Here is a 26,096-nt window from a genome sequence, read left to right as displayed (position 1 = left end):
CGCTCTCCCTCACTCCGCCATGCGGCGGAACTCGATGTGCTCGCCCCGCGCTGCGAAGCGCTGGCAGACGTCACGCAGGTCGGCCTCGTCCTCGCTGTCGACGAGGTAGAAGCCGACGACCTGCTCGGCCGTCTCGGAGAAGGGTCCGTCCGTCACCAGTGCCTGCCCGTCGGCGCCGGGGCGCATCGAGGTGGCCCGCTCCGACGGTTCCAGCGGACCGGCGGTGACCAGGGTGTGGCCACCGGCCTCGAGGTCCTCGTGGAACTGGACGTGCGAGCGCATCCCCTTCTCGTGCTCCTCGGGCGGCAGGTCGGCCCACTCTGCCTCGGGTGCGGGAAGCAGGATCAGGTAGCGGCTCATGGGTGTGGATCTCCTCCTGGGGCAACAGGCCGCGGGTGCGACCTCAACACTCTGACGGATGGGCGCGACGCGATTCGACAGCGCCGTGCGCCTTTCTCGCCGAACCCGTCTCGACGGGGCGTGGACGCGGGCACCAAGATGGGGCCATGGCCACCCACGAACGCGCCGGACAGCCCGCCCGCACCGAGGACCTGGTGGACGTCTCCCACCTCGTCACGGCCTACTTCGACCTCGAGCCGGATCCCGACGACGTCGCGCAGCAGGTGGCGTTCGGCACCAGCGGCCACCGCGGCACCTCGCTCACCACCTCGTTCAACGAGGTGCACATCGCGGCCACGACGCAGGCGATCTGCGACTACCGCCGGGAGCAGGGCTACGACGGGCCGCTCTTCATCGGTCGTGACACCCACGCGCTGTCCGAGCCGGCGTGGGCCACCGCGCTGGAGGTGCTGGTCGCCAACGACGTCACCGTGCTGGTCGACGACCGCGACGGCTTCACCCCGACCCCCGCCGTCAGCCACGCGATCATCCGCGCCAACCAGGGGCGTACGACGGGCTCCGGCCTCGCCGACGGCATCGTGGTCACGCCCTCGCACAACCCGCCCCAGGACGGCGGATTCAAGTACAACCCGCCCCATGGCGGGCCGGCCGACTCAGACGCCACGAGCGTGATCGCCGCGCGGGCCAACGAGCTGATCCGCGGCAACATCGAGGGCGTGAAGCGGGTCGCCTTCGCCAAGGCCCGCGCGGCGGTCGGCACCTACGACTTCCTCGGCACCTATGTCGACGACCTGCCGACGGTGCTCGACCTCGACGTGGTGCGCGACGCCGGCGTCCGGATCGGCGCCGACCCCCTCGGTGGCGCGAGCGTGGCCTACTGGGGCGAGATCGCCGAGCGGCACCGCCTCGACCTGTCGGTGGTCAACCCGCTGGTCGACCCCACGTGGCGGTTCATGACGCTCGACTGGGACGGCAAGATCCGCATGGACTGCTCGTCCCCGCACGCGATGGCCTCGCTCGTGGGGCGCAAGGACGACTACGACATCGCGACGGGCAACGACGCCGACGCCGACCGGCACGGCATCGTCACCCCCGACGCAGGGTTGATGAACCCCAACCACTTCCTCGCCGTCGCCATCGGCTACCTCTTCGGAGGTGCCCGGCCGGGGTGGCCGGACTCGGCGCGCATCGGCAAGACCCTGGTCTCGAGCTCGATGATCGACCGGGTGGCGGAGTCGATCGGCAAGCCGCTGGTCGAGGTGCCGGTGGGCTTCAAGTGGTTCGTGCCCGGGCTCATGGACGGTTCGTTCGGCTTCGGCGGCGAGGAGTCGGCCGGTGCGTCGTTCCTGCGCCGCGACGGCTCGACCTGGACCACCGACAAGGACGGGCTGCTGCTCGCGCTGCTGGCGAGCGAGATCCTCGGCGCCACCGGCAAGACCCCGAGCCAGCACTACGCCGACCTCGTGGCCCGTCACGGCGACCCGGCCTACGCCCGCATCGATGCCCCGGCCGACCGCGCGCAGAAGGCCAAGCTCGGCGCGCTCTCGCCCGATGACGTGACCGCGACGTCGTTGGCGGGGGAGGAGATCACCGGCAAGCTCACCGAGGCACCGGGCAACGGCGCGAAGATCGGCGGGCTCAAGGTGACGACCGAGTCCGCCTGGTTCGCGGCGCGCCCCAGCGGCACCGAGGACGTCTACAAGATCTACGCCGAGTCGTTCCGCGGCCCCGAGCACCTCGCGCAGGTGCAGGAGGAGGCGCGCGAGGTCGTCAGTACGGCGCTGGGCTGAGGAAGTGGCTCTCCCCGCGCGACTGCGGGGGGACCGTCACGGGACCCGCCTCGATCGGGCCGGTGGACCCGCCCGCGTGCGCCCACGCCGGCTGCTGGTCCTCGAGCTGGGTGCGGGAGAACGTCACCGCCACCACCGAGTCCAGACGCACCAGCGACTGGTGTCCCTGCCCGTCGTCGAGCACGGCGCCGAGCCCGTCGCACCCGAGCACCCGGCCGTCGAGCCACGTGCCCTGCACTAGCACGCGCACCTCGGCGCCGGTGTCCTCCGCGCGCCGCAACAGCGTCCCCACGCTGAGCATCGTGCTGCTGACCTTCGCCATCTGCCCCACCCCCACACGGTGTCGTTTCGGCCGAACCTAGGCCGGGGCGCGGGCCCGCGTGGGCGATCGGCGGAGCGTGCGACGTACGTGCTGTGAACCTTGACGGACGCTGCGGGGTCGTCCGGACCAGTGGCGGACGAGGTCAGCCCCCGACGGGGCCGGCCTCGATGGGGTCGCGGCGACGCTGGCCGTGGGCGCGAGCGTCGTCGGAGTCGTGGGGGTCGTCGATGTCGGCGCGCGAGAAGGCGACCGCCGAGATGGAGTCGAGCCGCACCAGCACCTGCTGGGCGTTGCCGTCGTCGAGGATGACTCCGAGGCCGTCCGCGCCGACGATGCGGCCGTCGAGCCACGTGCCCTGCACCAGCACCCGCACGGGCGCGCCGGCATCCTGGGCGTGACGCAGCAGAGTGCCGACGGTGAAGAGCGTGCTGTTCTGGCTGGACATGTGATCCCCTCGAGTTCGCGCACACGCTACGTCCTGCGCGGCGCGCGCGCCGGGGGTTTGGTCAAGTTCCACCTGACCGGGTGAGGACGCTCAGCGCGTCGGCGTGGCGCGCTCCACGATCGAGCGCAGCGACCCGCTGGTCAGCATGCCGAACGTGCCGCCGTACGACGTCCCGAACCGGCTGCCGCAGAAGGCGTCCGCGACCTCCGCCGGCGCGAAGCGCACCAGCAGCGAGCCCTGCAGGCAGGCCGCCATCGCCCCCGCCAGCCGACGCGCGCCGGCCTCGGGTGCACCGCCGGTCTCGCCGAGCAGGGAGAGGGTGTCGTCGACGGCGCGGTCGAGCCGGCTGTCGCCACCGCGCGCCGCGCCGACCTCGGTGATCCAGGCGTGCAGCACCTCGGGCTCGCGTCCGAGCGCGCGCAGCACGTCGAGCGCGTTGACGTTGCCCGAGCCCTCCCAGATCGAGTTGAGCGGCGACTCGCGGAACATCAGCGGCAGCCCCGAGTCCTCGACGTAGCCGTTGCCGCCCAGGCACTCCAGGGCCTCGGCCACCATCGCCGGCGTGCGCTTGCAGACCCAGAACTTCGCCAGCGGCAGCGCGATGCGCCGCAGGGCGACCTCGTGCGGGTCCCCGGGCCGGTCGACGGCGGAGGCGAGGCGCATGGCGAGCGCCGTCGCCGCCTCGGACTCCACCGCGAGGTCGGCCACGACGTTCTGCATCAACGGCTTGTCGGCCAGCACCCCGCCGAAGGCGGAGCGGTGGGCGACGTGCCACGAGGCCTCGGCGAGTGCGTGCCGCATCAGCGACGCCGAGCCGAGCACGCAGTCGAGGCGGGTCGCGGCGACCATGTCGATGATCGTGCGCACGCCGCGACCCTCGTCGCCGAGGCGCTGCGCGATCGTGCCCTCGAGCTCGATCTCGCTCGAGGCGTTGGAGCGGTTGCCGAGCTTGTCCTTGAGCCGCACCACGTCGAGCCGGTTGCGCGTCCCGTCGGGGAGCACCCGCGGGACGACGAAGCACGTCAGCCCACCCTCGGCCTGGGCCAGCACGAGGAAGACGTCGTTCATGGGGGCAGACGTGAACCACTTGTGCCCGCGCAGCGCGTACCAGCCGTCGTCGGCCGTCGGTTCCGCGCGCGTGACGTTGGTGCGCACGTCGGAGCCGCCCTGCTTCTCGGTCATGCCCATCCCGGCGAGGGCTCCGGACTTCTCCGAGCGGGCCCGCACGCCGGGGTCGTAGGAGCGCGCCGCCAGCAGGGACGTCCACTCCTTCGCGATCGCGTCGTCGGCACGCAGCGCGGGCACGGCGGCGTAGGTCATCGAGATGGGGCACCCATGACCGGGCTCGGTCTGCGACCACGCGAAGAAGCCCGCCGCTCGGCGCAGGTGCGCGTGCGGGTCGCCGGCCTCCTGCTGCTCCCACGGCGCAGCCTGGAGACCGTGGCCGACGGCGCGCTCCATCAGCCAGTGCCACGACGGGTGGAACCTCACCTCGTCGACGCGGTGGCCGAACCGGTCGTACGTCGTCAGCTCGGGGTGGTGGCGATTGGCGAGCACGCCGTGCTCGCGCGCCTCCTCGGTGCCGGCCTCGGCGCCCAGCGGGGTGAGGTCGTCGACCAGCTCGGGCGTGCCGAGCCGGGTGACCGCCTCGGTGAGGGCGAGGTCGGAGTTGACCACGTTGTGGCCGACCAGGGCGGGGGCCTGGTTGGTGGCGGCGCGGAGATCGGTCATTACCCAACAGTAGGACTCCCGCGACCGGTCGCGGGACCCGCGCCCGGGATTCGCCGAAGGGCGCCGGTGGGTCGATAGCGTGGGCCCGTGGTCGAGGCGAGCGAGGACACCCGTGCCCCGCGCCGCGTCGAGGACGTGCTCCGACGCTGGCGCGAGCACCTGTGGCGCATCGTCGTCACGACGGTCGGCTCGTGCCTGCGGCACCGCGTGACGGGGCTCGCCGCCGAGGCAGCCTTCTTCGCGGTGCTCTCGGTGCCGCCGCTGGTCTTCGCCCTCGCGGGCGCCGTCGGCTTCGTGAGCGAGCGCTTCACCGACACCCAGATCGACGACGTGCGCAACGCCGTGCTGGAGGTCTCGCGCCAGGCGCTGACCGAGCGGGCGGTCAACACCATCATCCGGCCCACGATCGACACGGTGCTCGACGGCGGGCGCTACGACGTGATCTCGATCGGCTTCATCCTCGCCCTGTGGTCGGGCTCGCGTGCGCTCAACGTCTTCGTCGACACCATCACGATCATGCACGGGCTCGGTGGTCACCGCGGGATCGTGGCGACCCGGGCGCTGTCGTTCGTGCTCTACGTGCTCGCGATGATCACCGGCGCGCTCAGCCTGCCCCTGGTGGTGGCGGGCCCGTCGCTGGTCGACCGCGTGCTGCCGCCACGCCTCGACTTCCTCAACAGCCTCTACTGGCCGGTCGTGCTGCTGGTCTGCATCTGCTTCCTCGCCACGCTCTACCACGTGTCGGTCCCGGTGCGCACCAGCTGGAGCTTCAACCTCCCCGGCGCCGCCTTCGCGCTGTTCTGCTGGATCGCCGGCTCCTACGTCCTGCGCTGGACGCTCACGGTCACCGCCGCCGAGTCGCGATCGATCTACGGACCTCTGGCCGCACCCATCGCCGTGCTGCTCTGGCTCTACCTCCTGGCGCTCGCCGTGCTCATCGGGGCCGCGGTCAACGCAGCCTTCGACACCGTGTTCCCGCAGAAGAACACGATGCGCGCGCGCCTCGAGCTGGTCCAGCGCCTGCGCGAGCGGATCACCGTGCGAGACTCCTGACCGTGCCACTCGACAGCTTCCACCCCAGTGTGGGGCGGGTCTCCCTGCCGGACCGCACGCGCTCCCCGTGGTGGGAGCTCGGTCGCCGCGTGCTGATGGCGCTGGCGATCCTGGTCGGCACGGTGCTGCTGGTCTGGTTCGACCGCGAGGGCTACCGCGACAACGCACATCCGGCTCGCGAGCTGTCGCTGCTCGACGCCTTCTACTACACGACCGTCACGCTCAGCACGACCGGCTACGGCGACATCGCGCCGATGTCCGACCAGGCCCGCCTGGTCAACGCGCTCGTGGTCACGCCGGCCCGCATCGCCTTCCTGGTCCTGCTGATCGGCACCACCCTGGAGGTCCTCGCCTCCCAGGGACGCGAGATGTTCCGGGTCTCCCGGTGGAGGAAGAAGATGGACCAGCACGTCGTCGTCATCGGCTACGGCACCAAGGGCCGCAGCGCGATCGACACCCTCGTCAGCAACGGCTACGACCGCGATTCGATCGTGGTCGTCGACCCGGAGCCGGTGGCGATGGAGGAGGCCAACCGCGACCAGCTCGTCGGCATCATCGGCGACGCGACCCGGCGCGGCGTGCTGCGCCAGGCCGGCATCGAGAAGGCCACCCACGTCATCATCACCACCGACCGCGACGACTCCAACGTGCTGGTGACGCTGACGGTGCGCCAGCTCAACCCCGACGCGTGGATCGTCGCCGCGGTGCGCGAGCACGAGAACGTCGCCCTGATGCGCCAGTCGGGCGCCAACTCGGTCATCACCTCGTCCGACGCGGTCGGCCGGCTCCTCGGCCTCTCGTCGATGTCGCCGACGCTCGGCTCGGTCATGGAGGACCTGATGACCTACGGCGAGGGCCTCGAGGTCGCCGAGCGCGACCTGCTCGTCAACGAGGTCGGCAAGCAGCCGCAGCGACTGCCCGACCAGGTGATCGCCGTCGTGCGCGACGAGAAGGTCTACCGCTACTTCGACCCGGTCGTCTCCCTGCTCGCCCGCGGCGACCGGCTCATCGTCGTACGCCCTGCCAAGGAGCTGCCGTGGGCGCCCCGCCCCGGGACGCACGGCGAGGAGCTCGCCGACGAGGACGACTGAGGCTCCTCCGTGATCGCCTCGCACGCCCACCGCTTCGTCTTCATCAAGACGCGCAAGACCGCCGGGACCAGCCTCGAGATCGCGTTGTCGCGCCACTGCGGGCCCGACGACGTGGTGACCCGCATCAGCCCTGAGGACGAGGAGCTGCGCGCCGCCGCCGGGGGAGTGGGCCCGCAGAACGACGACACCGAGCCCGGCTCGTACGCCCACATGGGCGCGCGCCGCGTGATCGAGGTCATCGGCCGCGAGGCCTGGGACGACTACTTCACCTTTGCGGTGGAGCGCAACCCGTTCGACGTGGTCGCCTCCTCCTACCGCTACAGCGCGCGCAAGCCCACCTTCACCAAGACCTTCGCCGAGTTCGTGCGCACGCCCCGGCGCATGGAGCGCCTCGCCCTCAACGAGCGTCTCTACCGCCTCGGTGGCCGCGTGGTCGTCGACCGGGTCTACCGCTACGAGGAGCTCCCCGACGCGGTGGCCGACATCTCCGACCGTCTCGGGATCCCCCTCGACCTGCCGCACGCCAAGCAGGGGAGCGGACCGCACTACCGCGACCTCTACGGCCCCGGCGACGCCGACATCGTCGCGGAGCGCTTCGCCCGCACCCTGCGCGAGTTCGGCTACGAGTTCTGACGCCGGCCCGTGCGACCGTCGGGCACTGGCGCACCACTTGCAGGCCTCACTAAGATTTCGGCACAGGCTGTGGGCGCGGAGGAGGACAGTCGTGAGCGGCGTGGTGCACCGCATGGGTGTGTTCAAGGAGCTCGACCTGGCGCTGGGAGCCACGTCGGACGAGGAGAAGCGGCTGCGGCTGGCCGTCGACGCCGCCACCTCCCTCGTCGCGCACTGCTGCCATGCCGGGTTCACGGTCAACGACGGGGGCACCCTCACCACCCGCGCCAGCAGCGACGAGGTGGTCCGCGTCGCCAACGACCTCCAGCAGGAGCTGGGCGAGGGGCCGTGCCTGGACGTCATGCGTGACCAGGACACGCTGGTCAGCCCCGACCTGCAGCACGACGAGCGGTGGCCGCGCTGGGGTCCGCGGGTCCACGCCGAGCTCGGCGCCGGGTCGATGATCTCGGTGCTCGTCCACACCGACGCCGGCTCCTACGGTGCGTTGAGCCTCTACGCCGCCCGCCGCGTGCGCTTCGAGTCCGACGACGTCGCCATCGCGCAGACGCTCGCCGCGCACCTCGCGATGGTCGTGGCCGCGGGGCGGGAGAGCGACCAGCTCGGCCGGGCGGTCCACAACCGCACGATCATCGGGCAGGCCCAGGGCATCTTGATGGAGCGGCTCGACGTCGACGCCGCCCAGGCCTTCGACTACCTGCGACGCGTCTCCTCCACCTCCAACCGCAAGCTGTCGGACGTGGCCGCGGAGATCGCACGCACGCGCGTGCTCCCCGACGCGACGGTGCACCAGGGCTGACGCTCCGGACAGCAGAGGAGCCCGGCACCCGCGAGGGGTGCCGGGCTCCTGCCGGTGTGGTGGGCGATACTGGGTTTGAACCAGTGACCTCTTCCGTGTCAAGGAAGCGCGCTACCGCTGCGCCAATCGCCCGTGTGAACTTGTGATGCGAGGTGGGTACGGGATTTGAACCCGTGTAGACGGATTTGCAGTCCGTTGCCTCGCCTCTCGGCCAACCCACCGTGGAGGTTCCGAAAAAATGAACGGGGGAGACCTTCCGAGCGGACAACGAGACTCGAACTCGCGACCTCAACCTTGGCAAGGTTGCGCTCTACCAACTGAGCTATGTCCGCCTGCATTTGCGGCCGTTTCACCGGCCTCAACTGCGAGTGGAACATTAGCCCATGGCTCTCGCGCCGCCAAAATCGGGTCCCCGGTGCGCGTGTCCCGCACCCGGTGCGACCCGGGCCGAGGGGCGTCACCGTCCCCCTAGAGTGACGCCATGCGTGCATGGCTCAACGGTGACCTGATGGCCGATCCGACCGCGGGGGCCGTCGCGGTCACCGACCACGGCTTCACCGTCGGCGACGGCGTCTTCGAGGCGGTGAAGACCGTGCACGGCCGGCCGTTCGCACTGACCCGCCACCTGGCGCGGCTGGAGCGGTCGGCGGCCGGCCTCGGGCTGCCCGCCCCCGACCTCGACGACGTACGACGCGGGGTGGAGGCAGTCGTGCGCGACGGCGCCGAGGACGACCCCATCGGCCGTCTGCGCATCACCTACACGGCCGGGCCGCACCCGATGGGATCCGGGCGCGGCGGCGGGCCGCCGACCCTGGTCGTCGCCTACAGCGCGATCGAGCCGGCACCCGCGTCGACAAGCGTGGTCACGGTGCCGTGGACCCGCAACGAGCACGGCGCCACCGCAGGGCTCAAGACCACGTCGTACGCCGAGAACGTGATCGCGCTGGCCCACGCCGCCGAGCGGGGCGGCACCGAGGCGGTCTTCGCCAACACGGCCGGCCACCTGTGCGAGGGCACCGGGAGCAACGTGTTCTACGTCGTCGACGGCGAGCTGCGCACGCCCACCCTGGCCTCGGGCTGCCTCGCTGGCGTCACCCGCGCGCTGGTGGTCGAGTGGTGCGGCGCCCGCGAGGTCGACGAGCCCCTCGCCACGGTGCTGGAGTCGGCGAGCGAGGTCTTCCTCGCCTCCACCACCCGCGACGTCCAGGCGGTGTCCCGCTGGGACCACCGCGACCTGCCGGCACCCGGGCCGGTCACGCAGAGGTGTGCGCAGACGTGGGCTGCCCGCGAGGCTGAGACCATGGAGCCATGACGAGCGCCTTCCCCCTCGACCCGGCCATCTCCGCGCGGCTGCGCCACACCGCCGAGGGCCTGGTCCCGGTGGTGGTGCAGCAGCACGGCTCGGGCGAGGTGCTGATGCTGGCCTGGGCCGACGACGAGGCGCTCGCGCGCACCATCGACACCGGGAGGGCGACGTACTGGTCGCGATCGCGACGTGAGTACTGGGTCAAGGGCGACACCTCGGGCCACCATCAGCTGGTCAAGGAGATCCGCCTCGACTGCGACGGCGACACCCTCCTCTTCGTGGTCGACCAGGTCGGCGCCGCGTGCCACACCGGCGACCACACCTGCTTCGACGCCGACCTCGTACACCGCTTCGATGGCTGACCCGACGCCCCGGCAGGGACGCGCACGCCGCACCCTCGGGCCGGTCGTGCTGCTCGGCATCGCGGCGGCCGGGCTCGCGTCGGTTGCGGGCAGCAAGCCCTGGGTGTCCGGGCGCTCGGGGGCGTTCGACACCTCGGCGCAGGACAACCAGGCCATGGCGTCCACGCTGTCGGTCAGCGGGGCGACCGAGTCGCCGCTGGCCGCCGCGCTGGCGCTCGTCCTGCTGGCGTGCTGGGGCGTCCTGCTCGTCACCCGCGGGCGGTTCCGCCGCGCGGTCGCCGTGCTCGCGCTCGTCGCGGCCCTCGGTCTCGTCGCGACCACGGCCGAGGCGTTCTGGAGCCTGCCCGACAAGCTGGCCGGCGCGCTCCTCGAGATGCCGGGCACCGACACCGTGAGCACGAGCCTGACGTCCTGGTACGCCGCCGCGGGGGTCGCAGCGCTGCTCGCCGTGGCGACCACCCTCGCAGCCGTACGCCTCGTGCCCGGCTGGCCCGAGATGGGCGCCCGCTACGACGCGCCCGCCGACCGTGGCGCGGGCGGCCCGGCGAGCGACGGCGCTGCCGTGCCGACCGAGAACATCGACATCTGGAAGGCCCTCGACGAGGGCCGCGACCCGACCGCCTAGACTTCCCCGCGCACCCCGACCTGACGAAGGAGCACTCACCATGGCTGCTGGCCACGGCAACACCCCCGCTGCTTGGACCGCGGTGGCGGTCGCGATGCTCGGCTTCGTGGTGGGCAGTGTCGCCCTGCTCCAGGTGCCGACGCAGATGACGCTCCTGTGGATCGGCATCATCGTCGCGGTGGTCGCGTTCCCGCTGTTCCTCGTGCTCTCCAAGCTGGGCTTCAACACCTCCGAGCACTGAGCGTCGGCCAGGCCCCGACGACCCGGCACGCGTCCGACCACCCCGTCCCGACGCCCCGTTCCGCCACCTGTCCCGCCACCCGTCCGACCACTGGGCACCGCCCCCGAGCGGGCTGGGCCCGGGTGAGAGGCTTGCCGCATGCCTGCGACCGGTTCCGTGCTCGACGACATCGTCGCCGGAGTGCGTGAGGACCTCGCGCGCCGCGAGGCCGCGCTGCCACTGCCCGACCTCCTCGCGCACCTCGCGGAGGCTCCGGCGCCGCGCGACCCGATGCCGCACTTCCGGGCCCGCGGCTCGAGCGTGATCGCCGAGGTCAAGCGGCGCAGCCCCAGCAAGGGGGCGCTCGCCGACATCCCCGACCCGGCCGAGCTGGCCGCCGCCTACGCCCGCGGTGGCGCCGCGGCGATCTCGGTGCTCACCGAGGAGCGTCGTTTCGGCGGCAGCCTCGACGACCTGCGCGCGGTCCGCGCTGCGGTCCAGACCCCCATCCTGCGCAAGGACTTCATCGTCGAGACCTACCAGCTCGTCGAGGCCCGCGCCGCGGGCGCCGACCTGGCGCTGCTGATCGTGGCCGCGCTCGACGACGACACGCTGCGCCGGCTGCACGACGAGGCAGGCGAGCTCGGCCTCACCGTCCTGGTCGAGGTGCACGACGAGGCCGAGGCCGAGCGCGCACTGGCCCTCGACGCCGAGCTGATCGGCGTCAACAGCCGCAACCTCAGGACCCTCGAGGTCGACGCGGGAGTGTTCGGCCGCCTCGCGCCCCAGATCCACGCCGACGTGGTCAAGGTGGCCGAGAGCGGCATCACCGGCGTCGCCGACGTGCAGCGCTTCGTCTCCGAAGGTGCGGGCGTGGTGCTGGTCGGCGAGGCACTGGTCAAGGACGGCGACCCCGAGGCCGCCGTGAGAGCGATGACAGGAGTGACGGCACCGTGAGCCAGCAGACGACCCGACCGGCCCAGCGCACGAAGTACGACGCCGACGAGCGGGGCTACTTCGGCGAGACGTGGGGCGGGCGGTTCATGCCCGAGGCGCTCGTCGCCGCGCTGGACGAGCTCACCGAGGCCTGGCAGGACGCGATGGCCGACGCTGCGTTCGTGTCGGAGTTCGAGCGGGTGCTGCGCGACTACGCCGGCATCCCGAGCCGGCTCTACCACGCCGAGCGGCTCTCGGCGAAGGTCGGCGCCCGCGTGCTGCTCAAGCGCGAGGACCTCAACCACACCGGCGCCCACAAGATCCGCAACGTCATGGGCCAAGCGCTGCTCACCAAGCGGATGGGCAAGACCCGCGTGATCGCCGAGACCGGCGCCGGCCAGCACGGCGTGGCCAGCGCGACCGCCGCCGCGTGGTTCGACCTCGACTGCACCGTCTACATGGGTGCCGTCGACACCCGCCGCCAGGCGCTCAACGTCGCGCGCATGCAGCTGCTCGGCGCCAAGGTCGTGCCGGTGGAGTCCGGCAGCGCGACGCTGAAGGACGCCATCAACGAGGCGCTGCGCGACTGGGTCGCCAGCGTCGACCACACCGCCTACCTCTTCGGCACCGCAGCCGGGCCGCACCCGTTCCCGAGCATGGTGCGCGACTTCTGCCGCGGCATCGGTGACGAGGCCCGGGCCCAGTGCCTCGAGCAGTACGGCGTCCTGCCGGACGCGGTCGCGGCCTGCGTCGGCGGCGGGTCCAACGCGATCGGCCTGTTCACCGCGTTCCTCGAGGACGAGGGCGTCGAGATCCACGGCTTCGAGCCGGGTGGCGACGGGGTGGAGACGGGTCGCCACGCGGCCACGATCCACGCCGGTGAGGCGGGCGTGCTCCACGGCGCGCGCACCTTCGTGCTCCAGGACGAGGACGGCCAGACCGTCGAGTCGCACTCCATCTCCGCCGGTCTCGACTACCCCGGCGTCGGCCCGCAGCACTCGTGGCTCGCGGCCGCCGGGCGGGCGACGTACACCCCGGTGACCGACGCCGAGGCGATGGACGCGATGGCGATGCTCAGCCGCACCGAGGGCATCATCCCGGCGATCGAGTCCGCCCACGCGATCGCGGGCGCCCTCGAGGTGGCCAGGCGGCTCGGCGAGGAGAAGGGCCCCGACGCGACGGTGATCATCAACCTGAGCGGTCGCGGCGACAAGGACATGGGCACCGCGATCGAGTGGTTCGGGCTCGGTGACGCCGAGGAGGGCCCCGAGGCCGATCTCGAGCAGACCGAGCGGGTGACGCAGCAGTGACGTCCACGACGACCGCCTTCGACACGGCGCGCGCCGAGGGGCGCGCCGCCCTCATCGGCTACCTCCCCGCGGGGTATCCCAGTGTCGACGGCTCGATCAAGGCGCTGCTGACGATGGTCGAGGCCGGGTGCGACGCCATCGAGATCGGACTGCCCTACAGCGACCCGGTGATGGACGGCCCGACGATCCAGGCGGCCGCGCAGGCCGCGCTGGACGCCGGCGTGCGCACCGCCGACGTGCTGAAGGTCGTCGAGGCGGTCGCCGCGACCGGCGTGCCGACCCTCGTGATGACCTACTGGAACCCCATCGAGCGCTACGGAGTGGAGCGCTGGGCCGCCGACCTGGCCGCCGCCGGGGGAGCGGGACTCATCACCCCCGACATCACCCCGGACCACGGTGGCGCCTGGGTCGAGGCCGCCGACGCCCACGGCCTCGACAAGGTGTTCCTCGTCGCCCCCAGCTCCACCGACGAGCGGGTCGAGATGACGGCGGCGTCCAGCCGCGGCTTCGTCTACGCCGCCGCGGTCATGGGCGTCACCGGGGCGCGCGACGCCACCTCCGACCTGGCCGGTCCCCTCGTGCGCCGCGTGCGCGCGGCTGGTGACGTGCCGGTCGCGGTGGGCATCGGCGTCAGCAACGGCGACCAGGCCGCCGAGGTCGCGGCCTACGCCGACGGCGTCATCGTCGGCTCGGCGTTCGTCCGCTGCCTGCTCGACCACGCCGGCGACGAGGCCGCAGGTCTCGAGGCGCTCCGGGCGCTCACGACCGACCTGGCACAGGGCGTACGCCGTGGCGCGAGGTAGCTCGCTCGCCGCGCTCGCACTTCTCGGCCTGCTCACCGCCTGCGGCGGGCAGGCCGGTGCGGGTGGCGGGACCGGCTCCGAGCTCAGCGGCACCGTGCTCGACCCGCCGTTCGAGGTGGCCGCGATCCCGCTGGTCGACACGACGGGCCAGTCCTTCAGCCTCACCGCCGACACCGACAAGGACCTCACGCTGGTCTTCTTCGGCTACACCAACTGCCCCGACATCTGCGGGCAGGTGATGGCCACGCTCGCCGGCACGCTCGCGCGCCTCGACGACGCGCAGAAGGACCGCCTCGACGTGGTCTTCGTGACGACCGACCCGGCGCGCGACACCGAGGCCGTCGTCGACGACTACGTCAGCGCCTTCGACCCCAGCATCATCGGCCTGACCGGAGACCTCGACGACATCGTCGGCGTGGCCCGCAGCATGGCCGTCGCGGTGGACCAGGGGAAGAAGCTCCCCAGCGGTGGCTACGAGGTCACCCACGGCACCCGGGTCCTCGCGATCGACGGCGCCGACGACACGACGATGATGTGGGACCAGGACGTCTCCCAGGCCCAGCTGGCCCATGACGTCACCGTGCTGCTCGACGAAGGATGATCCCTCCCATGCCGCCACTGCCATCGCCGATGGTGACCCTGATGTCCATCCCCAGCCCGTCGCAGGGGGTGTGGCACCTCGGGCCGCTCCCGATCCGCGGCTACGCGCTCAGCATCATCCTCGGCATCGTCGTTGCCATCTGGATCGGCGAGCGACGCTGGGTGGCGCGCGGCGGCACCGCCGGCGAGGTCAGTGACCTGGCGATCTGGGCGATCCCGTTCGGCCTGGTCGGCGGCCGGCTCTACCACGTCATCACCGACTGGCACCTCTACTTCGGTGAGGGCAAGAACCCCGTCACCGCGTTGTACGTCTGGCGCGGCGGTCTCGGCATCTGGGGCGCGATCGCCCTCGGTGCCCTGGGCGTGTGGCTGGGGGCTCGCGCGCGGGGGATCAAGCTGCTGCCGCTGCTCGACGCGCTGGCGCCGGGCGTGCTCGTCGCGCAGGCGCTGGGCAGGTGGGGCAACTGGTTCAACCAGGAGCTCTACGGCCGACCCACCGACCTCCCGTGGGGGCTCGAGATCGACGTCGCGCACCGGCCTTCGCAATACCTCGACGTGGCGACGTACCACCCGGCGTTCCTCTACGAGTGCCTGTGGAACCTCGCGGCGTTCGCCGTGCTGATCTGGCTGGACCGCCGCTTCCGGCTCGGGCACGGTCGCGTCGTCGCGCTCTACGTCATGCTCTACACCCTCGGGCGCGGGTGGATCGAGAACCTGCGCATCGACGACGTCCAGATGAACGACGTGTTCGGGCTGCGGCTCAACGTGTGGACCTCGATCGTGCTGTTCGTGCTGGCGACGATCTTCTTCGTGGTCTCCGCGCGTCGCCACCCCGGTCGCGAGGACGTCGTGCGCACCCGCGAGCCCGACGCCGAGGAGCGCGCCGAGGAGCGCTCGGGCTCCGATCCCACGGCCTGAAACACCGCGCACCGGCGTCGGACGCCGGTGATAGGTTCCGTCTTGCTCGGGCCAACGTCGTCCCCAGCGGTAACGCCCACCCCCCGTGCCCTGCCAGCCGCTCGCGCTGGCACGCCGGGACGACGACGGGAGAACCAGTGTCCCTGGACCACGCGTTCCCGCCGAACTTCCCTCCTGCGCAGGGTCTCTACGACCCGCGCCACGAGAAGGACGCCTGCGGTGTCGCCATGGTGGCGACCCTGACCGGGGAGGCCAGCCACGACATCGTGGCCAAGGCGCTCACCGCGCTCCGCAACCTCGACCACCGCGGTGCCGCCGGCGCCGAGGTCAACTCCGGCGACGGCGCCGGCATCCTCATGCAGGTGCCCGACGCGTTCCTGCGCGAGGTCACCGCCGAGCTCGGCTTCGAGCTGCCGCCGGCCCGGGCGTACGCCGTCGGCACCGCCTTCCTGGCCGGCGACGACAGCACCGTGGCGGCCACCCGCGCCCGCATCGAGGAGATCGCCGACGAGGAGGGCCTCGCCGTCCTCGGGTGGCGCGAGGTCCCCGTCGACGACTCCACCCTCGGCGCGACCGCGCGCAGCGTGATGCCGCGCTTCGCCCAGCTCTTCGTGGCCGGCAAGGGCTCGCGCGTGACCGGCATGGCCCTCGAGCGCCTCGCCTTCTGCCTGCGCAAGCGTGCCGAGTCCGAGACCGAGGTCTACTTCCCGTCGCTGTCGGCGCGCACGCTGGCCTACAAGGGCATGCTGACCACCGACCAGCTCGACCAGGTCTTCCCCGACCTGACCGACGAGCGGGTCGCCTCCGCGATGGCCGTGGTGCACTCGCGCTTCTCGACCAACACCTTCCCGAGCTGGCCGCTGGCCCACCCGTTCCGGTTCATCGCCCACAACGGCGAGATCAACACCGTCATGGGCAACCGCAACTGGATGCGGGCGCGCGAGGCGCTGCTGGAGAGCGACCTGATCCCCGGCGACCTGGAGCGGCTCTTCCCGATCTGCACCCCCGGCGCCTCGGACTCGGCGTCCTTCGACGAGGTGCTCGAGCTGCTGCACCTGGGCGGACGCTCGCTGCCGCACGCGGTGCTGATGATGATCCCGGAGGCCTGGGAGAACCACCGCGAGATGGACGCCCAGCGCCGCGCGTTCTACGAGTTCCACTCCATGCTCATGGAGCCGTGGGACGGACCCGCCTGCGTCGTGTTCACCGACGGCACCCAGATCGGCGCCGTCCTCGACCGCAACGGCCTGCGCCCCTCGCGCTACTGGGTCACCGACGACGGCCTGGTCGTCCTCGCCTCCGAGGTCGGCGTGCTCGACCTCGACCCGGCCACGGTCGTGCGCAAGGGCCGCCTCCAGCCCGGCAAGATGTTCCTCGTCGACACCGAGGAGCACCGGATCATCGAGGACGAGGAGATCAAGGGCGAGCTCGCTGCCGAGCACCCCTACGACGAGTGGCTGCACGCCGGCCTGGTGCACCTCGACGACATCGACGACCTCGAGCACATCGTGCACACCCACTCCTCGGTGACCCGGCGCCAGCAGGTCTTCGGCTACACCCAGGAGGAGGTGCGGATCCTCCTGAGCCCGATGGCCAACACGGGCGGCGAGGCGCTCGGCTCGATGGGCACCGACACCCCGATCGCGGCGCTCAGCGACAAGCCGCGACTGCTTTTCGACTACTTCTCGCAGCTCTTCGCCCAGGTGACCAACCCGCCGCTCGACGCGATCCGCGAGGAGCTCGTCACCTCGCTGAGCGGCTCGATCGGCCCGGAGGCCAACCTCCTCGAGCCGACCCCGGCGTCGTGCCGACAGATCGTGCTGCCGTTCCCGGTCTTCTCCAACGACGACCTGGCCAAGATCCGCCACATCAACCGCCACGGCGACATGCCGGGCTTCCAGGTCCACGTCGTGCGCGGCCTCTACGACGTCGCCGGCGGCGGCGAGGCACTGGCCGCTCGCCTCGACGAGCTGTGCGCCGAGGTCTCGGCCGCGATCGCCGACGGGGCGCGCATCATCGTGCTCTCCGACCGTCACTCCACCGCCGAGCTCGCACCGATCCCTTCGCTGCTGCTCACCGGTGCGGTGCACCACCACCTGGTGCGGGAGAAGACGCGCACCCAGGTCGGCCTGCTCGTCGAGGCCGGCGACGTGCGCGAGGTGCACCACGTGGCGCTCCTCGTCGGCTACGGCGCGGCCGCGGTCAACCCCTACCTCGCCATGGAGTCGGTCGAGGACCTCGCCCGCGAGGCCTACTACGTCAAGGTCGACCCCGAGAAGGCCGTCGCCAACCTCATCAAGGCGCTCGGCAAGGGCGTGCTCAAGGTGATGTCCAAGATGGGCGTCTCCACGGTCGCCTCCTACACCGGCGCCAAGATCTTCGAGGCCGTCGGGCTGTCCCAGGCCGTGATCGACCGCTACTTCTCCGGCACGACGTCCAAGCTCGGCGGCATCGAGCTCGAGACGATCGCCGAGGAGGTCGCGCGCCGCCACGCGATGGCGTACCCCCGAGGTGGCATCGCACCGGCGCACCGCGAGCTCAGCATCGGTGGGGAGTACCAGTGGCGTCGCAGCGTGAACGGGGACGCCGAGCCGCACCTGTTCGACCCCGAGACGGTCTTCCGGCTCCAGCACTCCACCCGCACCGGCAGCTACGACCTCTTCAAGCAGTACACCGACCGGGTGAACCAGCAGTCCGAGCGGCTGATGACCCTGCGCGGGCTCTTCACCTTCAAGGACGGCGTGCGCGAGCCGGTCGACATCGACGAGGTCGAGCCGGTCTCGGCGATCGTCAAGCGATTCTCGACCGGCGCGATGTCCTACGGCTCCATCAGCAAGGAGGCGCACGAGACCCTCGCGATCGCGATGAACCGGCTGGGCGGCAAGTCCAACACCGGCGAGGGCGGGGAGGACCCCGACCGCCTCCACGACCCCGAGCGGCGGTCCTCGATCAAGCAGGTCGCCTCGGGCCGCTTCGGCGTGACGTCGGAATACCTCACCAACGCCGACGACATCCAGATCAAGATGGCCCAGGGCGCCAAGCCCGGCGAGGGCGGCCAGCTGCCCGGCCACAAGGTCTACCCCTGGGTGGCCAAGACCCGGCACTCCACGCCGGGCGTGGGCCTGATCAGCCCGCCGCCGCACCACGACATCTACTCCATCGAGGACCTGGCGCAGCTGATCCACGACCTCAAGAACGCCAACCCGGCCGCGCGCGTCCACGTCAAGCTCGTCTCCGAGGTCGGCATCGGCACGGTGGCCGCGGGGGTGTCCAAGGCACACGCCGACGTGGTGCTCGTCTCCGGGCACGACGGCGGCACGGGTGCCTCCCCGCTGACCTCGCTCAAGCACGCGGGCGGCCCGTGGGAGCTCGGCCTGGCCGAGACCCAGCAGACCCTGCTGCTCAACGGGCTGCGCGACCGGATCGTGGTGCAGGCCGACGGCCAGCTCAAGACCGGGCGCGACGTGGTCATCGCGGCCCTGCTCGGCGCCGAGGAGTACGGCTTCGCGACCGCGCCGCTGGTCGTGAGCGGCTGCATCATGATGCGGGTCTGCCACCTCGACACCTGCCCGGTGGGCGTGGCCACGCAGAACCCCGTCCTGCGCGAGCGGTTCAGCGGCAAGGCCGACTACGTGGTGAACTTCTTCGAGTTCATCGCCCAAGAGGTCCGCGAGCTGCTGGCCGAGCTCGGCTTCCGCACCCTCGACGAGGCCATCGGCCAGGTCGGCACGCTCGACGTCGCCCAGGCCGTCGGCCACTGGAAGGCCGCCGGCCTCGACCTGACCCCGATCCTCCACCAGGCCTCGCGGCACGGGGAGTTCGGGCAGTTCGAGGACCAGGACCTGCGCAACACCAGGACGCAGGACCACGGCCTCGACAAGGCGCTCGACAACGAGCTCATCGCCATCGCCGCCCCGGCGCTCGAGACCGGTGAGCCCGTGCGCGCGCAGGTCGCCGTGCGCAACGTCAACCGCACCGTCGGCACGATGCTCGGCCACGAGGTCACCAAGCGCTACCGCGGCGAGGGCCTGCCCGACGGCACGATCGACATCACCTTCACCGGGTCGGCAGGTCAGTCCTTCGGCGCCTTCGTGCCGAGGGGCGTGACGCTGCGGCTCGAGGGCGACGCCAACGACTACGTCGGCAAGGGCCTGTCCGGCGGCAGGATCGTCGTACGCCCCGACCGGTCGGCGACCTTCGCGGCCGGCGAGCAGATCATCGCGGGCAACACGATCGGCTACGGCGCCACGTCGGGCCAGATCTTCCTGAGCGGCCGCGCAGGGGAGCGCTTCTGCGTGCGCAACTCCGGCGCGAGCGCCGTCGTGGAGGGCGTGGGCGACCACGCCTGCGAGTACATGACCGGTGGCGTCGTCGTCGTCCTCGGTCCCACCGGGCGCAACCTCGCGGCCGGCATGTCCGGCGGCTACGCCTTCGTGCTCGATCTCGACGAGGCGCGGGTCAACCCGGAGCTCGTCGAGCTGTCGCCGGTCACCGGCGCGGCTGCCGAGGAGCTCAAGGGGCTCGTCGAGCAGCACGCCGAGGAGACCGGCTCGGCGGTCGCCGCCGAGCTGCTCGCCGACTGGGACGCATCCCTGGCTCGCTTCACCGAGGTGATGCCGAGCGACTTCAAGCGCGTGCTCGAGGCTCGTGAGGAGGCCCTCGAGGAGGGTCTCGACGAGGACGAGGCCGCCGCCCGCATCATGGAGGTGCTGCATGGCTGACCCGAAGGGCTTTCTCAAGCACGGGCGCGAGGTCGCCTCGCGTCGCGACGTCGCCGAGCGGGTGCACGACTGGAACGAGGTCTACCCCGACGGCATCGGTCGTGCCCTGCTGCCCATCATCACCACCCAGGCGGGGCGCTGCATGGACTGCGGCATCCCGTTCTGCCACCAGGGCTGCCCGCTGGGCAACATCATCCCGGAGTGGAACGACCTGGTCTGGCGCGACGACTGGGACGGCGCGATGGACCGGCTCCACGCGACCAACAACTTCCCGGAGTTCACCGGCCGGCTCTGCCCGGCTCCCTGCGAGACCGCCTGCGTGCTGGGCATCAACCAGGACCCGGTGACCATCAAGAACGTCGAGGTCTCGATCATCGACCGCGCGTGGGGCTCGGGCTACGTCCGCCCGCAGCCGCCGGAGTGGCTCTCGGGCAAGACGGTCGCCGTCATCGGTTCGGGGCCCGCCGGCCTGGCCGCCGCCCAGCAGCTGACGCGTGCCGGTCACACGGTCGCGGTCTACGAGCGCGCCGACAAGATCGGCGGGCTGCTGCGCTACGGCATCCCCGAGTTCAAGATGGAGAAGAAGCACCTCGACCGGCGCCTGGACCAGATGCGTCGCGAGGGCACCGTCTTCCGTGCCGGGGTCGACGTCGGCGGCGACCTCACCGGCCAGCAGCTGCTCGACCGCTACGACGCGGTCGTGCTGGCGATGGGTGCGACCGACGCCCGGGACCTCCCGACCACCGGACGCGAGCTCGGCGGGATCCACCAGGCGATGGAGTTCCTCCCGCAGGCCAACCGGGTCTCGCTGGGGGAGTCGGTCGAGGACCAGATCGTGGCCACCGGCAAGGACGTCGTGATCATCGGCGGCGGCGACACCGGGGCCGACTGCCTGGGCACCTCGATCCGCCAGGGCGCGCGCTCGATCACCCAGCTCGAGATCATGCCGCGCCCCGGCGAGGACCGGCCCTCGGGCCAGCCCTGGCCGACGTACCCGATGACCTACAAGGTCACCTCGGCCCACGAGGAGGGCGGCGAGCGGGTCTACGCCGTCTCGACGCAGGAGTTCGTCGGCGACGCCGACGGCAACGTCGCGGGCCTGCGCCTGGTCGAGGTCGACGCGAAGTTCCAGCCGGTCGAGGGCACGGAGCGGGAGATCCCGGCCCAGCTGGTGCTCCTCGCGATGGGCTTCGTCGGGCCGGAGAAGGCAGGCCTCGTCGAGCAGCTCGACGTCGAGCTCGACGAGCGAGGCAACGTGCGCCGCGACGCGTCGTACGCCTCGTCGGTGCCGGGCGTCTACGTCGCCGGCGACGTGGGCCGCGGCCAGTCGCTGATCGTGTGGGCCATCGCCGAGGGTCGCAGCGCTGCCGCGTCGGTCGACGCCTACCTCACCGGATCGACCACGCTGCCGGCCCCGATCAAGCCGCACGAGCGCCCGCTGGTCGTCTGAGCGGCGCGCCGACCCAGCCGCCCAGCCCTTGTAACGCCGGGTTGGTGCTTGTTCTACCCATGCTGTGCAGGGGTGCCTACAAGTGCCAACCCGGCGTTACATCCATTTTGTGCGCGGGACACTTTGGATCGTTCCAACGTCCGCTAGGGTGGTCACCGTGCGTAGAGCCAAGATCGTCTGCACCCTCGGTCCCGCCGTGAACACCCCGGAAGGGATCCGAGCCCTCGTCGACGCCGGCATGGACGTCGCCCGGCTCAACATGAGCCACGGCGCGTACGCCGACCACGAGGCCGTCTACCGCCTGGTCCGCCAGGCCTCCGACGACACCGGGCACGCCATCGGTGTCTTCGCCGACCTCCAGGGCCCGAAGATCCGCCTGGAGACCTTCGGCGACGGGCCGGTGAAGCTCAAGAAGGGCGCCACCTTCACGATCACCACGCGTGACGTCGTGGGCGACGCCGAGCGGTGCGGCACGACCTACAAGGGCCTGCCGGGCGACGTGAAGCCGGGTGACCCGCTGCTCATCGACGACGGCAAGGTGCGCCTGAAGGTCGTCTCTGTCGACGACACCGACGTGGTCACCGAGGTCGTCGTGGCCGGCAAGGTCTCCAACAACAAGGGCATCAACCTGCCCGGTGTCGCGGTCTCGGTGCCGGCGCTGTCGGAGAAGGACACCGAGGACCTGCGCTGGGCGCTGCACCTCGGCGTCGACTTCATCGCCCTCAGCTTCGTCCGCTCGGCCGAGGATGCCGCCGACGTGCGCAAGGTGATGGAGGAGGAGGACGTCTTCGTCCCCATCATCGCCAAGATCGAGAAGCCGCAGGCACTGGAGAACATCGACGCGATCATCGACGCCTTCGACGGCATCATGGTCGCCCGCGGCGACCTCGGCGTGGAGTGCCCGCTCGAGGACGTGCCGGTCCACCAGAAGCTCCTGGTCGACAAGGCCCGCGCCAACGCCAAGCCCGCGATCGTCGCCACCCAGATGCTCGAGTCGATGATCTCGGCCCCCGCACCGACACGCGCCGAGGCCTCCGACGTCGCCAACGCAGTGCTCGACGGCGCCGATGCAGTGATGTTGTCCGGCGAGACGTCGGTGGGGGAGTACCCGATCGAGGCCGTCAGCACGATGGCGCGCATCATTGCCTCGACCGAGGACCACGGCCTCTCCCACATGGCCGCCGTCACCTGGTCGCCGCGCACCCGCGGCGGCATCATCGCCAAGGCCGCAGCCGAGGTCGCCGAGAGCGTGGGCGCCAAGTACATCGTCGCGTTCACCGCCAGCGGTGACTCGGCCCGCCGCCTCGCGCGCTACCGCGGGAGCATCCCGGTGCTCGCCTTCACCACCACCGACCGGGTGCGCTCGCAGCTGTCGCTGACCTGGGGCATCGAGACCTTCAAGACCGGCGACGTCGAGCACACCGACGAGATGGTCCGCCAGGTCGACGAGGCGCTCCTCGCCATCGGCCGGGTCAAGGAGGGCGACCTCGTCGTCCTCATCGCCGGCAGCCCGCCCGGCATCCCCGGCTCGACCAACGCGATGCGCATCCACCGGATGGGCGACGCGATCAACGAGGTCGCGCCGGCCTACCGCCGCCGCTGAATCAGCGCTTGGGCCCGATCAGCGCGTCGAGACGAGCGACAGCGGCGCGTCGCGAGACCGAAACGACGCGCGGCGCCGAACGGCGCCAGGAGATGTCGGCCATGTCGAGGGCCCAGGTGCACAGGCCGATGATGTCCTCCGAGGCGTTGACGAACTGCCATCGCGGGTACTCGTAGCGGCGCACCTCCCCGGCGACGGTGCGGGTCGCCCAGTTGCGGACCCGCGATCCGTCGGAGTGGAACAAGCCGCGCAGGAAGTCGGGGGGAGATGCCTCGACGAGCTCGCGTTGCCACTGCTCGAGGACGATGGCGTGCTCGTGCTTTCGACCCGCGCCGTGCTGGGGGAACAGGCACGGCCAGTGCTTCCAGGACACCGTCGTGACGACCGCTCCGGGGACCAGGCGGGTGTGGGGCTTGCCGTGGGGCTTCACCGTGGCCATGAGCGCGATCAGGTGGGCGTTGAGCTCGACGTACGTCGCATCGTTGACGACGTGCAGGTTGAACACGTCTCGGCGTCCGCGTGAGATGTGCCCGTCACCGAGATACCAACCGAGGAGCTCGGCGTACTCCTGCCCCGCCAGGGGAGCGCTGTCGCAGCGAGGGCACGGCGGCGCGAGGTGCGTCTGGCCCCGCGCGAGCCCCTGGCGCTGGTACAGCCGGCGCCAGCGTCGGATGGTCTTGGTCCCTACGCCGTGGAGGAGAGCGTTGTCCACATCGCGCATGCCCCGATCGGAGCAGGCCAGCGCTGAGTCGACGACGTGGTGCGGACGGACGTGTGGCATCCGGTCAGGATGCCCCGGGCCACCGACAACGCCGATCGTGCCGGGTGCGGGATTCGAACCCGCACGCCCTTTCGGACAATGAGGTTTGAGCTCATAGCGTCTGCCATTCCGCCAACCCGGCTAGGTGGGCACACCGTATCCGAACTAGCCTTGCCGTCGTGACGCAGCCCGCCGCCCAGCAGCCCGGATCGGAACCCACCGCGGCGACGACCTCACCCACCACCCCCTCCGACGACGTACGCCGCGTGGTGATCGCCGAGGACGAGGCGCTGATCCGCATGGACCTCGCCGAGATGCTCGGCGAGGAGGGCTACGAGGTGGTCGGCCAGGCCGGCGACGGTCAGAAGGCCATCGAGCTCGCCCGCGAGCTGCGCCCCGACCTGGTGATCCTCGACGTCAAGATGCCCGTGCTCGACGGCATCGCGGCGGCCGAGGTCATCGCCGGCGAGCGGATCGCGCCGGTCGTCATCCTCACCGCGTTCTCCCAGCGCGACCTGGTGGTCCGCGCGCGCGACGCAGGCGCCATGGCCTACCTCGTCAAGCCGTTCCAGCGCGGCGACCTGGTGCCGGCGATCGAGATGGCGGTCAGCCGCTACTCGGAGATCACCGTCCTGGAGCGCGAGGTCTCCGACCTCCAGGAGTCGCTGGCCACGCGCAAGTCGGTCGACCGCGCCAAGGGCGTGCTGCAGGAGAAGCTGGGGCTCAGCGAGCCCGACGCGTTCCGCTGGATCCAGAAGACCGCGATGGACCTGCGGCTGTCGATGAAGCAGGTGTCCGACGGCGTGGTCGAGCACGGTGTCGCCGGTCTGGGTGCCGCCGACCAGGCCTGATCCCGCAAGCGCTCGGCGGCAGTGCCCGACCTCGGTCGCGCAGCCGGTACAGACCGCTTGGTCACGAAAGGGCAACGGCCAGCGTCGCCACGCCCTCAATCGTGTCCCGCGCCACATCGCGGGTGTTAGGTTCCCCGGACGAGGCTGCCGAGGTGGACAGCCGCAGAAACTGAAACTGTGGAGGATCCATGATCCGCTCATCCAAGAGGTGGCAGGCACTCGCCCTCACGGCGGTTGCCGGCCTGGCGCTCAGCGCTTGTGGGACGACCGATGACGGCGGGAGCGACTCCTCCGGTGGCGGCGGCGACGCTGGCGCCAGCCCGCTGTGCGGCAAGAGCCTGGCGTTCCTCGGCGCGCTGACGGGCGATGCCGGTGCGCTCGGCCAGAACATGGTCGGCGGCATCCAGCTCGCGCTCGACGAGTACAACAAGGACAACGCCGACTGCAAGATCGAGCTCAAGACGTTCGACTCGCAGGGCAGCCCGGACACCGCGCCGGGTCTGGCCACCCAGATCGTCAACGACGACGACATCTTCGGTCTCGTCGGCCCCGGCTTCTCGGGGGAGTCGCTCGCGACCGGCAAGACGTTCTTCGAGGCCGGCCTGCCGTCGATCTCCCCGTCGGCGACCAACGTCACCATCACCGACCAGGGCTGGACCACGTGGCACCGCGTCATCGGCAACGACGACGCCCAGGGCACCGCCGACGCCACCTACCTGACCGAGAAGGCCGGCGCCAGCAAGGTCTACGTCGTCGACGACGGCCAGGACTACAGCAAGGGCCTCGCGGGCAAGGTCTCCGAGGTCCTCGGTGACGCCCAGGCGGGCTCCGACCAGATCTCGGTCGGCCAGACCGACATGTCGGCCGTCGTGACGTCGGTCAAGGCTGCGGACGCCGACGCCGTGTTCTACGGCGGCTACTACACCGAGGCCGGCCTGCTCGCCAAGGCGCTGCGCCAGGGCGGCTGGAAGGGCACCTTCATGTCGGGCGACGGCTCGGAGGACCCGGCATTCGTCGAGGTCGCCGGCCCGGCGGCCGCCGAGGGCGCCGTGCTGTCCGCTCCCGCTGCTCCGGCTCCGTCCGACTTCGGTGCGACCGGTCTCTACGCCACCCAGGCCTACGACGCGACCAACATCTTCCTGGCCGCGCTCGAGGACGGTGCCGAGACCGGTGAGGAGATCAACACCTTCATCGGCAGCTACAACGAGGACGGCGTGAGCGGCCCGATCTCCTTCGACGACAAGGGTGACATCGAGTCCTCCTCGATCTACGCCTACTTCGTCAAGGACGGCGAGCTCGACCTGGAGAACCCCGAGCAGATCCAGTAAGTCCCTCACCCCGGCACCGGGGTGCAGGCACACGTTGCGGCCGGTGGCACTGCCACCGGCCGCAACGACCGATTCGGATGAA

At 71.3% G+C, this 26,096-nt stretch carries 24 protein-coding genes and 4 tRNA genes; 19 read left to right on the top strand and 9 right to left on the bottom strand.

The genetic code is table 11. The features are described from left to right. Positions 1-9: 9 nt before the first annotated feature. Positions 10-360, bottom strand: coding sequence for a YciI family protein (locus ASG76_RS04410; protein ID WP_056600572.1), 351 nt, complete (start codon positions 358-360; stop codon positions 10-12). A 146-nt stretch (positions 361-506) separates the two neighbouring features. Here ASG76_RS04410 and pgm point away from each other — a divergent pair, with 146 nt between their 5' ends. After that, positions 507-2,150 (top strand): phosphoglucomutase (alpha-D-glucose-1,6-bisphosphate-dependent), encoded by a 1,644-nt coding sequence (gene pgm, locus ASG76_RS04405; RefSeq protein ID WP_056600570.1) that lies wholly within the window; start codon positions 507-509, stop codon positions 2,148-2,150. On the opposite strand, the gene ASG76_RS04400 is transcribed toward pgm, so the two are convergent. The 3 genes from ASG76_RS04400 to ASG76_RS04390 form a co-directional block, all read right to left on the bottom strand. After that, positions 2,131-2,481 (bottom strand): hypothetical protein, encoded by a 351-nt coding sequence (locus ASG76_RS04400; RefSeq protein ID WP_157558936.1) that lies wholly within the window; start codon positions 2,479-2,481, stop codon positions 2,131-2,133. The two genes, pgm and ASG76_RS04400, sit on opposite strands and share 20 nt — an antisense overlap. A 133-nt stretch (positions 2,482-2,614) precedes the next feature. After that, positions 2,615-2,917: a hypothetical protein gene (locus ASG76_RS04395; RefSeq protein ID WP_056600566.1), complete on the bottom strand. Its 303-nt coding sequence runs from the start codon at positions 2,915-2,917 to the stop codon at positions 2,615-2,617. Positions 2,918-3,007: 90 nt separating this feature from the next. Further along, positions 3,008-4,648, bottom strand: a complete 1,641-nt coding sequence (locus ASG76_RS04390) for an acyl-CoA dehydrogenase family protein (RefSeq protein WP_056600564.1) — start codon at positions 4,646-4,648, stop codon at positions 3,008-3,010. A gap of 87 nt (positions 4,649-4,735) precedes the next feature. Here ASG76_RS04390 and ASG76_RS04385 point away from each other — a divergent pair, with 87 nt between their 5' ends. The 4 genes from ASG76_RS04385 to ASG76_RS04370 all read left to right on the top strand — a co-directional run bounded on the left by ASG76_RS04385 (position 4,736) and on the right by ASG76_RS04370 (position 8,221). Beyond that, positions 4,736-5,701 carry a YihY/virulence factor BrkB family protein gene (locus tag ASG76_RS04385; RefSeq protein WP_235529403.1) on the top strand — a complete coding sequence of 322 codons (966 nt, stop codon included), beginning with the start codon at positions 4,736-4,738 and terminating at the stop codon, positions 5,699-5,701. Positions 5,702-5,796: 95 nt separating this feature from the next. Next, entirely contained in the window at positions 5,797-6,792 is a 996-nt protein-coding gene (locus tag ASG76_RS04380) for a potassium channel family protein (RefSeq protein WP_082587289.1), read from the top strand. A gap of 9 nt (positions 6,793-6,801) precedes the next feature. Beyond that, positions 6,802-7,425: a hypothetical protein gene (locus ASG76_RS04375; protein WP_056600560.1), complete on the top strand. Its 624-nt coding sequence runs from the start codon at positions 6,802-6,804 to the stop codon at positions 7,423-7,425. A 91-nt stretch (positions 7,426-7,516) separates the two neighbouring features. Beyond that, positions 7,517-8,221, top strand: coding sequence for a GAF and ANTAR domain-containing protein (locus tag ASG76_RS04370; RefSeq protein ID WP_056600559.1), 705 nt, complete (start codon positions 7,517-7,519; stop codon positions 8,219-8,221). A gap of 57 nt (positions 8,222-8,278) precedes the next feature. Here the strand turns inward: ASG76_RS04370 and ASG76_RS04365 are convergent. The 3 genes from ASG76_RS04365 to ASG76_RS04355 all read right to left on the bottom strand — a co-directional run bounded on the left by ASG76_RS04365 (position 8,279) and on the right by ASG76_RS04355 (position 8,553). Next, a tRNA-Val gene (locus ASG76_RS04365) sits at positions 8,279-8,353 on the bottom strand. 18 nt (positions 8,354-8,371) lie between these two features. After that, positions 8,372-8,442 (bottom strand) — tRNA-Cys (locus ASG76_RS04360). 38 nt (positions 8,443-8,480) lie between these two features. Further along, positions 8,481-8,553 (bottom strand) — tRNA-Gly (locus ASG76_RS04355). Between the two features lie 149 nt (positions 8,554-8,702). Here ASG76_RS04355 and ASG76_RS04350 point away from each other — a divergent pair. From ASG76_RS04350 to pyk, 12 genes are all read left to right on the top strand, one after another. Further along, complete coding sequence (locus tag ASG76_RS04350) at positions 8,703-9,533, top strand: aminotransferase class IV (protein WP_056600557.1); 831 nt, start codon at positions 8,703-8,705, stop codon at positions 9,531-9,533. Further along, complete coding sequence (hisI, locus tag ASG76_RS04345) at positions 9,530-9,889, top strand: phosphoribosyl-AMP cyclohydrolase (protein ID WP_056600555.1); 360 nt, start codon at positions 9,530-9,532, stop codon at positions 9,887-9,889. Before ASG76_RS04350 ends, hisI begins: the two co-directional genes overlap by 4 nt. Beyond that, entirely contained in the window at positions 9,882-10,514 is a 633-nt protein-coding gene (locus ASG76_RS04340; protein ID WP_056600553.1) for a Trp biosynthesis-associated membrane protein, read from the top strand. The genes hisI and ASG76_RS04340 overlap by 8 nt, the downstream gene beginning before the upstream one ends. A gap of 40 nt (positions 10,515-10,554) precedes the next feature. Continuing rightward, positions 10,555-10,755 carry an HGxxPAAW family protein gene (locus ASG76_RS04335; RefSeq protein ID WP_056600551.1) on the top strand — a complete coding sequence of 67 codons (201 nt, stop codon included), beginning with the start codon at positions 10,555-10,557 and terminating at the stop codon, positions 10,753-10,755. Between the two features lie 138 nt (positions 10,756-10,893). Beyond that, positions 10,894-11,691, top strand: a complete 798-nt coding sequence (gene trpC / locus ASG76_RS04330; protein WP_056600549.1) for an indole-3-glycerol phosphate synthase TrpC — start codon at positions 10,894-10,896, stop codon at positions 11,689-11,691. Beyond that, positions 11,688-12,980, top strand: coding sequence for a tryptophan synthase subunit beta (gene trpB, locus ASG76_RS04325; RefSeq protein ID WP_056600547.1), 1,293 nt, complete (start codon positions 11,688-11,690; stop codon positions 12,978-12,980). The genes trpC and trpB overlap by 4 nt, the downstream gene beginning before the upstream one ends. Next, positions 12,977-13,783, top strand: a complete 807-nt coding sequence (gene trpA, locus ASG76_RS04320; RefSeq protein ID WP_056600545.1) for a tryptophan synthase subunit alpha — start codon at positions 12,977-12,979, stop codon at positions 13,781-13,783. Before trpB ends, trpA begins: the two co-directional genes overlap by 4 nt. Then, the gene (locus ASG76_RS04315) at positions 13,770-14,384 is read left to right on the top strand and encodes an SCO family protein (RefSeq protein WP_056600543.1); all 615 of its coding nucleotides are present in this window, start codon (positions 13,770-13,772) and stop codon (positions 14,382-14,384) included. Before trpA ends, ASG76_RS04315 begins: the two co-directional genes overlap by 14 nt. An 8-nt stretch (positions 14,385-14,392) precedes the next feature. Beyond that, positions 14,393-15,301, top strand: a complete 909-nt coding sequence (lgt, locus tag ASG76_RS04310) for a prolipoprotein diacylglyceryl transferase (protein ID WP_056600541.1) — start codon at positions 14,393-14,395, stop codon at positions 15,299-15,301. A gap of 137 nt (positions 15,302-15,438) precedes the next feature. Continuing rightward, on the top strand, positions 15,439-20,022 hold the full coding sequence (gene gltB / locus ASG76_RS04305) for a glutamate synthase large subunit (protein WP_268788338.1): 4,584 nt from the start codon (positions 15,439-15,441) through the stop codon (positions 20,020-20,022). Next, positions 20,015-21,472: a glutamate synthase subunit beta gene (locus ASG76_RS04300; RefSeq protein ID WP_056600539.1), complete on the top strand. Its 1,458-nt coding sequence runs from the start codon at positions 20,015-20,017 to the stop codon at positions 21,470-21,472. Before gltB ends, ASG76_RS04300 begins: the two co-directional genes overlap by 8 nt. Positions 21,473-21,629: 157 nt before the next feature. Beyond that, positions 21,630-23,075, top strand: a complete 1,446-nt coding sequence (gene pyk / locus ASG76_RS04295; RefSeq protein WP_056601012.1) for a pyruvate kinase — start codon at positions 21,630-21,632, stop codon at positions 23,073-23,075. Between the two features lies 1 nt (position 23,076). On the opposite strand, the gene ASG76_RS04290 is transcribed toward pyk, so the two are convergent. Beyond that, entirely contained in the window at positions 23,077-23,856 is a 780-nt protein-coding gene (locus tag ASG76_RS04290) for a hypothetical protein (protein WP_056600536.1), read from the bottom strand. Positions 23,857-23,894: 38 nt separating this feature from the next. Further along, positions 23,895-23,977, bottom strand: a tRNA-Leu gene (locus tag ASG76_RS04285). A gap of 37 nt (positions 23,978-24,014) precedes the next feature. Between ASG76_RS04285 and ASG76_RS04280 the strand changes: the two genes are divergently transcribed. After that, complete coding sequence (locus ASG76_RS04280) at positions 24,015-24,686, top strand: ANTAR domain-containing response regulator (RefSeq protein WP_056600534.1); 672 nt, start codon at positions 24,015-24,017, stop codon at positions 24,684-24,686. A 188-nt stretch (positions 24,687-24,874) separates the two neighbouring features. Next, positions 24,875-26,014, top strand: a complete 1,140-nt coding sequence (locus ASG76_RS04275; RefSeq protein WP_056600532.1) for a branched-chain amino acid ABC transporter substrate-binding protein — start codon at positions 24,875-24,877, stop codon at positions 26,012-26,014. Positions 26,015-26,096 lie beyond the last annotated feature (82 nt).

The organism is Nocardioides sp. Soil774 (genome assembly GCF_001428125.1).
GTDB lineage: Bacteria > Actinomycetota > Actinomycetes > Propionibacteriales > Nocardioidaceae > Nocardioides.
The sequence above is the reverse complement of the archived record's forward strand: the minus strand, read 5'-3'. Positions and strand labels throughout refer to the sequence as shown.

What these genes read in the sequence shown, in the direction of transcription:
- ASG76_RS04275 (WP_056600532.1), top strand. Translation starts at nt 24,875, where the DNA reads ATGATCCGCTCATCCAAGAGGTGGCAGGCACTCGCCCTCACGGCGGTT.
- ASG76_RS04335 (WP_056600551.1), top strand. Translation starts at nt 10,555, where the DNA reads ATGGCTGCTGGCCACGGCAACACCCCCGCTGCTTGGACCGCGGTGGCG.
- hisI (WP_056600555.1), top strand. Translation starts at nt 9,530, where the DNA reads ATGACGAGCGCCTTCCCCCTCGACCCGGCCATCTCCGCGCGGCTGCGC.
- pgm (WP_056600570.1), top strand. Translation starts at nt 507, where the DNA reads ATGGCCACCCACGAACGCGCCGGACAGCCCGCCCGCACCGAGGACCTG.
- ASG76_RS04350 (WP_056600557.1), top strand. Translation starts at nt 8,703, where the DNA reads ATGCGTGCATGGCTCAACGGTGACCTGATGGCCGATCCGACCGCGGGG.
- ASG76_RS04395 (WP_056600566.1), bottom strand. Translation starts at nt 2,917, where the DNA reads ATGTCCAGCCAGAACAGCACGCTCTTCACCGTCGGCACTCTGCTGCGT.
- lgt (WP_056600541.1), top strand. Translation starts at nt 14,393, where the DNA reads ATGCCGCCACTGCCATCGCCGATGGTGACCCTGATGTCCATCCCCAGC.
- ASG76_RS04390 (WP_056600564.1), bottom strand. Translation starts at nt 4,648, where the DNA reads ATGACCGATCTCCGCGCCGCCACCAACCAGGCCCCCGCCCTGGTCGGC.
- ASG76_RS04380 (WP_082587289.1), top strand. Translation starts at nt 5,797, where the DNA reads ATGGCGCTGGCGATCCTGGTCGGCACGGTGCTGCTGGTCTGGTTCGAC.
- ASG76_RS04300 (WP_056600539.1), top strand. Translation starts at nt 20,015, where the DNA reads ATGGCTGACCCGAAGGGCTTTCTCAAGCACGGGCGCGAGGTCGCCTCG.
- trpC (WP_056600549.1), top strand. Translation starts at nt 10,894, where the DNA reads ATGCCTGCGACCGGTTCCGTGCTCGACGACATCGTCGCCGGAGTGCGT.
- ASG76_RS04410 (WP_056600572.1), bottom strand. Translation starts at nt 360, where the DNA reads ATGAGCCGCTACCTGATCCTGCTTCCCGCACCCGAGGCAGAGTGGGCC.
- ASG76_RS04290 (WP_056600536.1), bottom strand. Translation starts at nt 23,856, where the DNA reads ATGCCACACGTCCGTCCGCACCACGTCGTCGACTCAGCGCTGGCCTGC.
- ASG76_RS04340 (WP_056600553.1), top strand. Translation starts at nt 9,882, where the DNA reads ATGGCTGACCCGACGCCCCGGCAGGGACGCGCACGCCGCACCCTCGGG.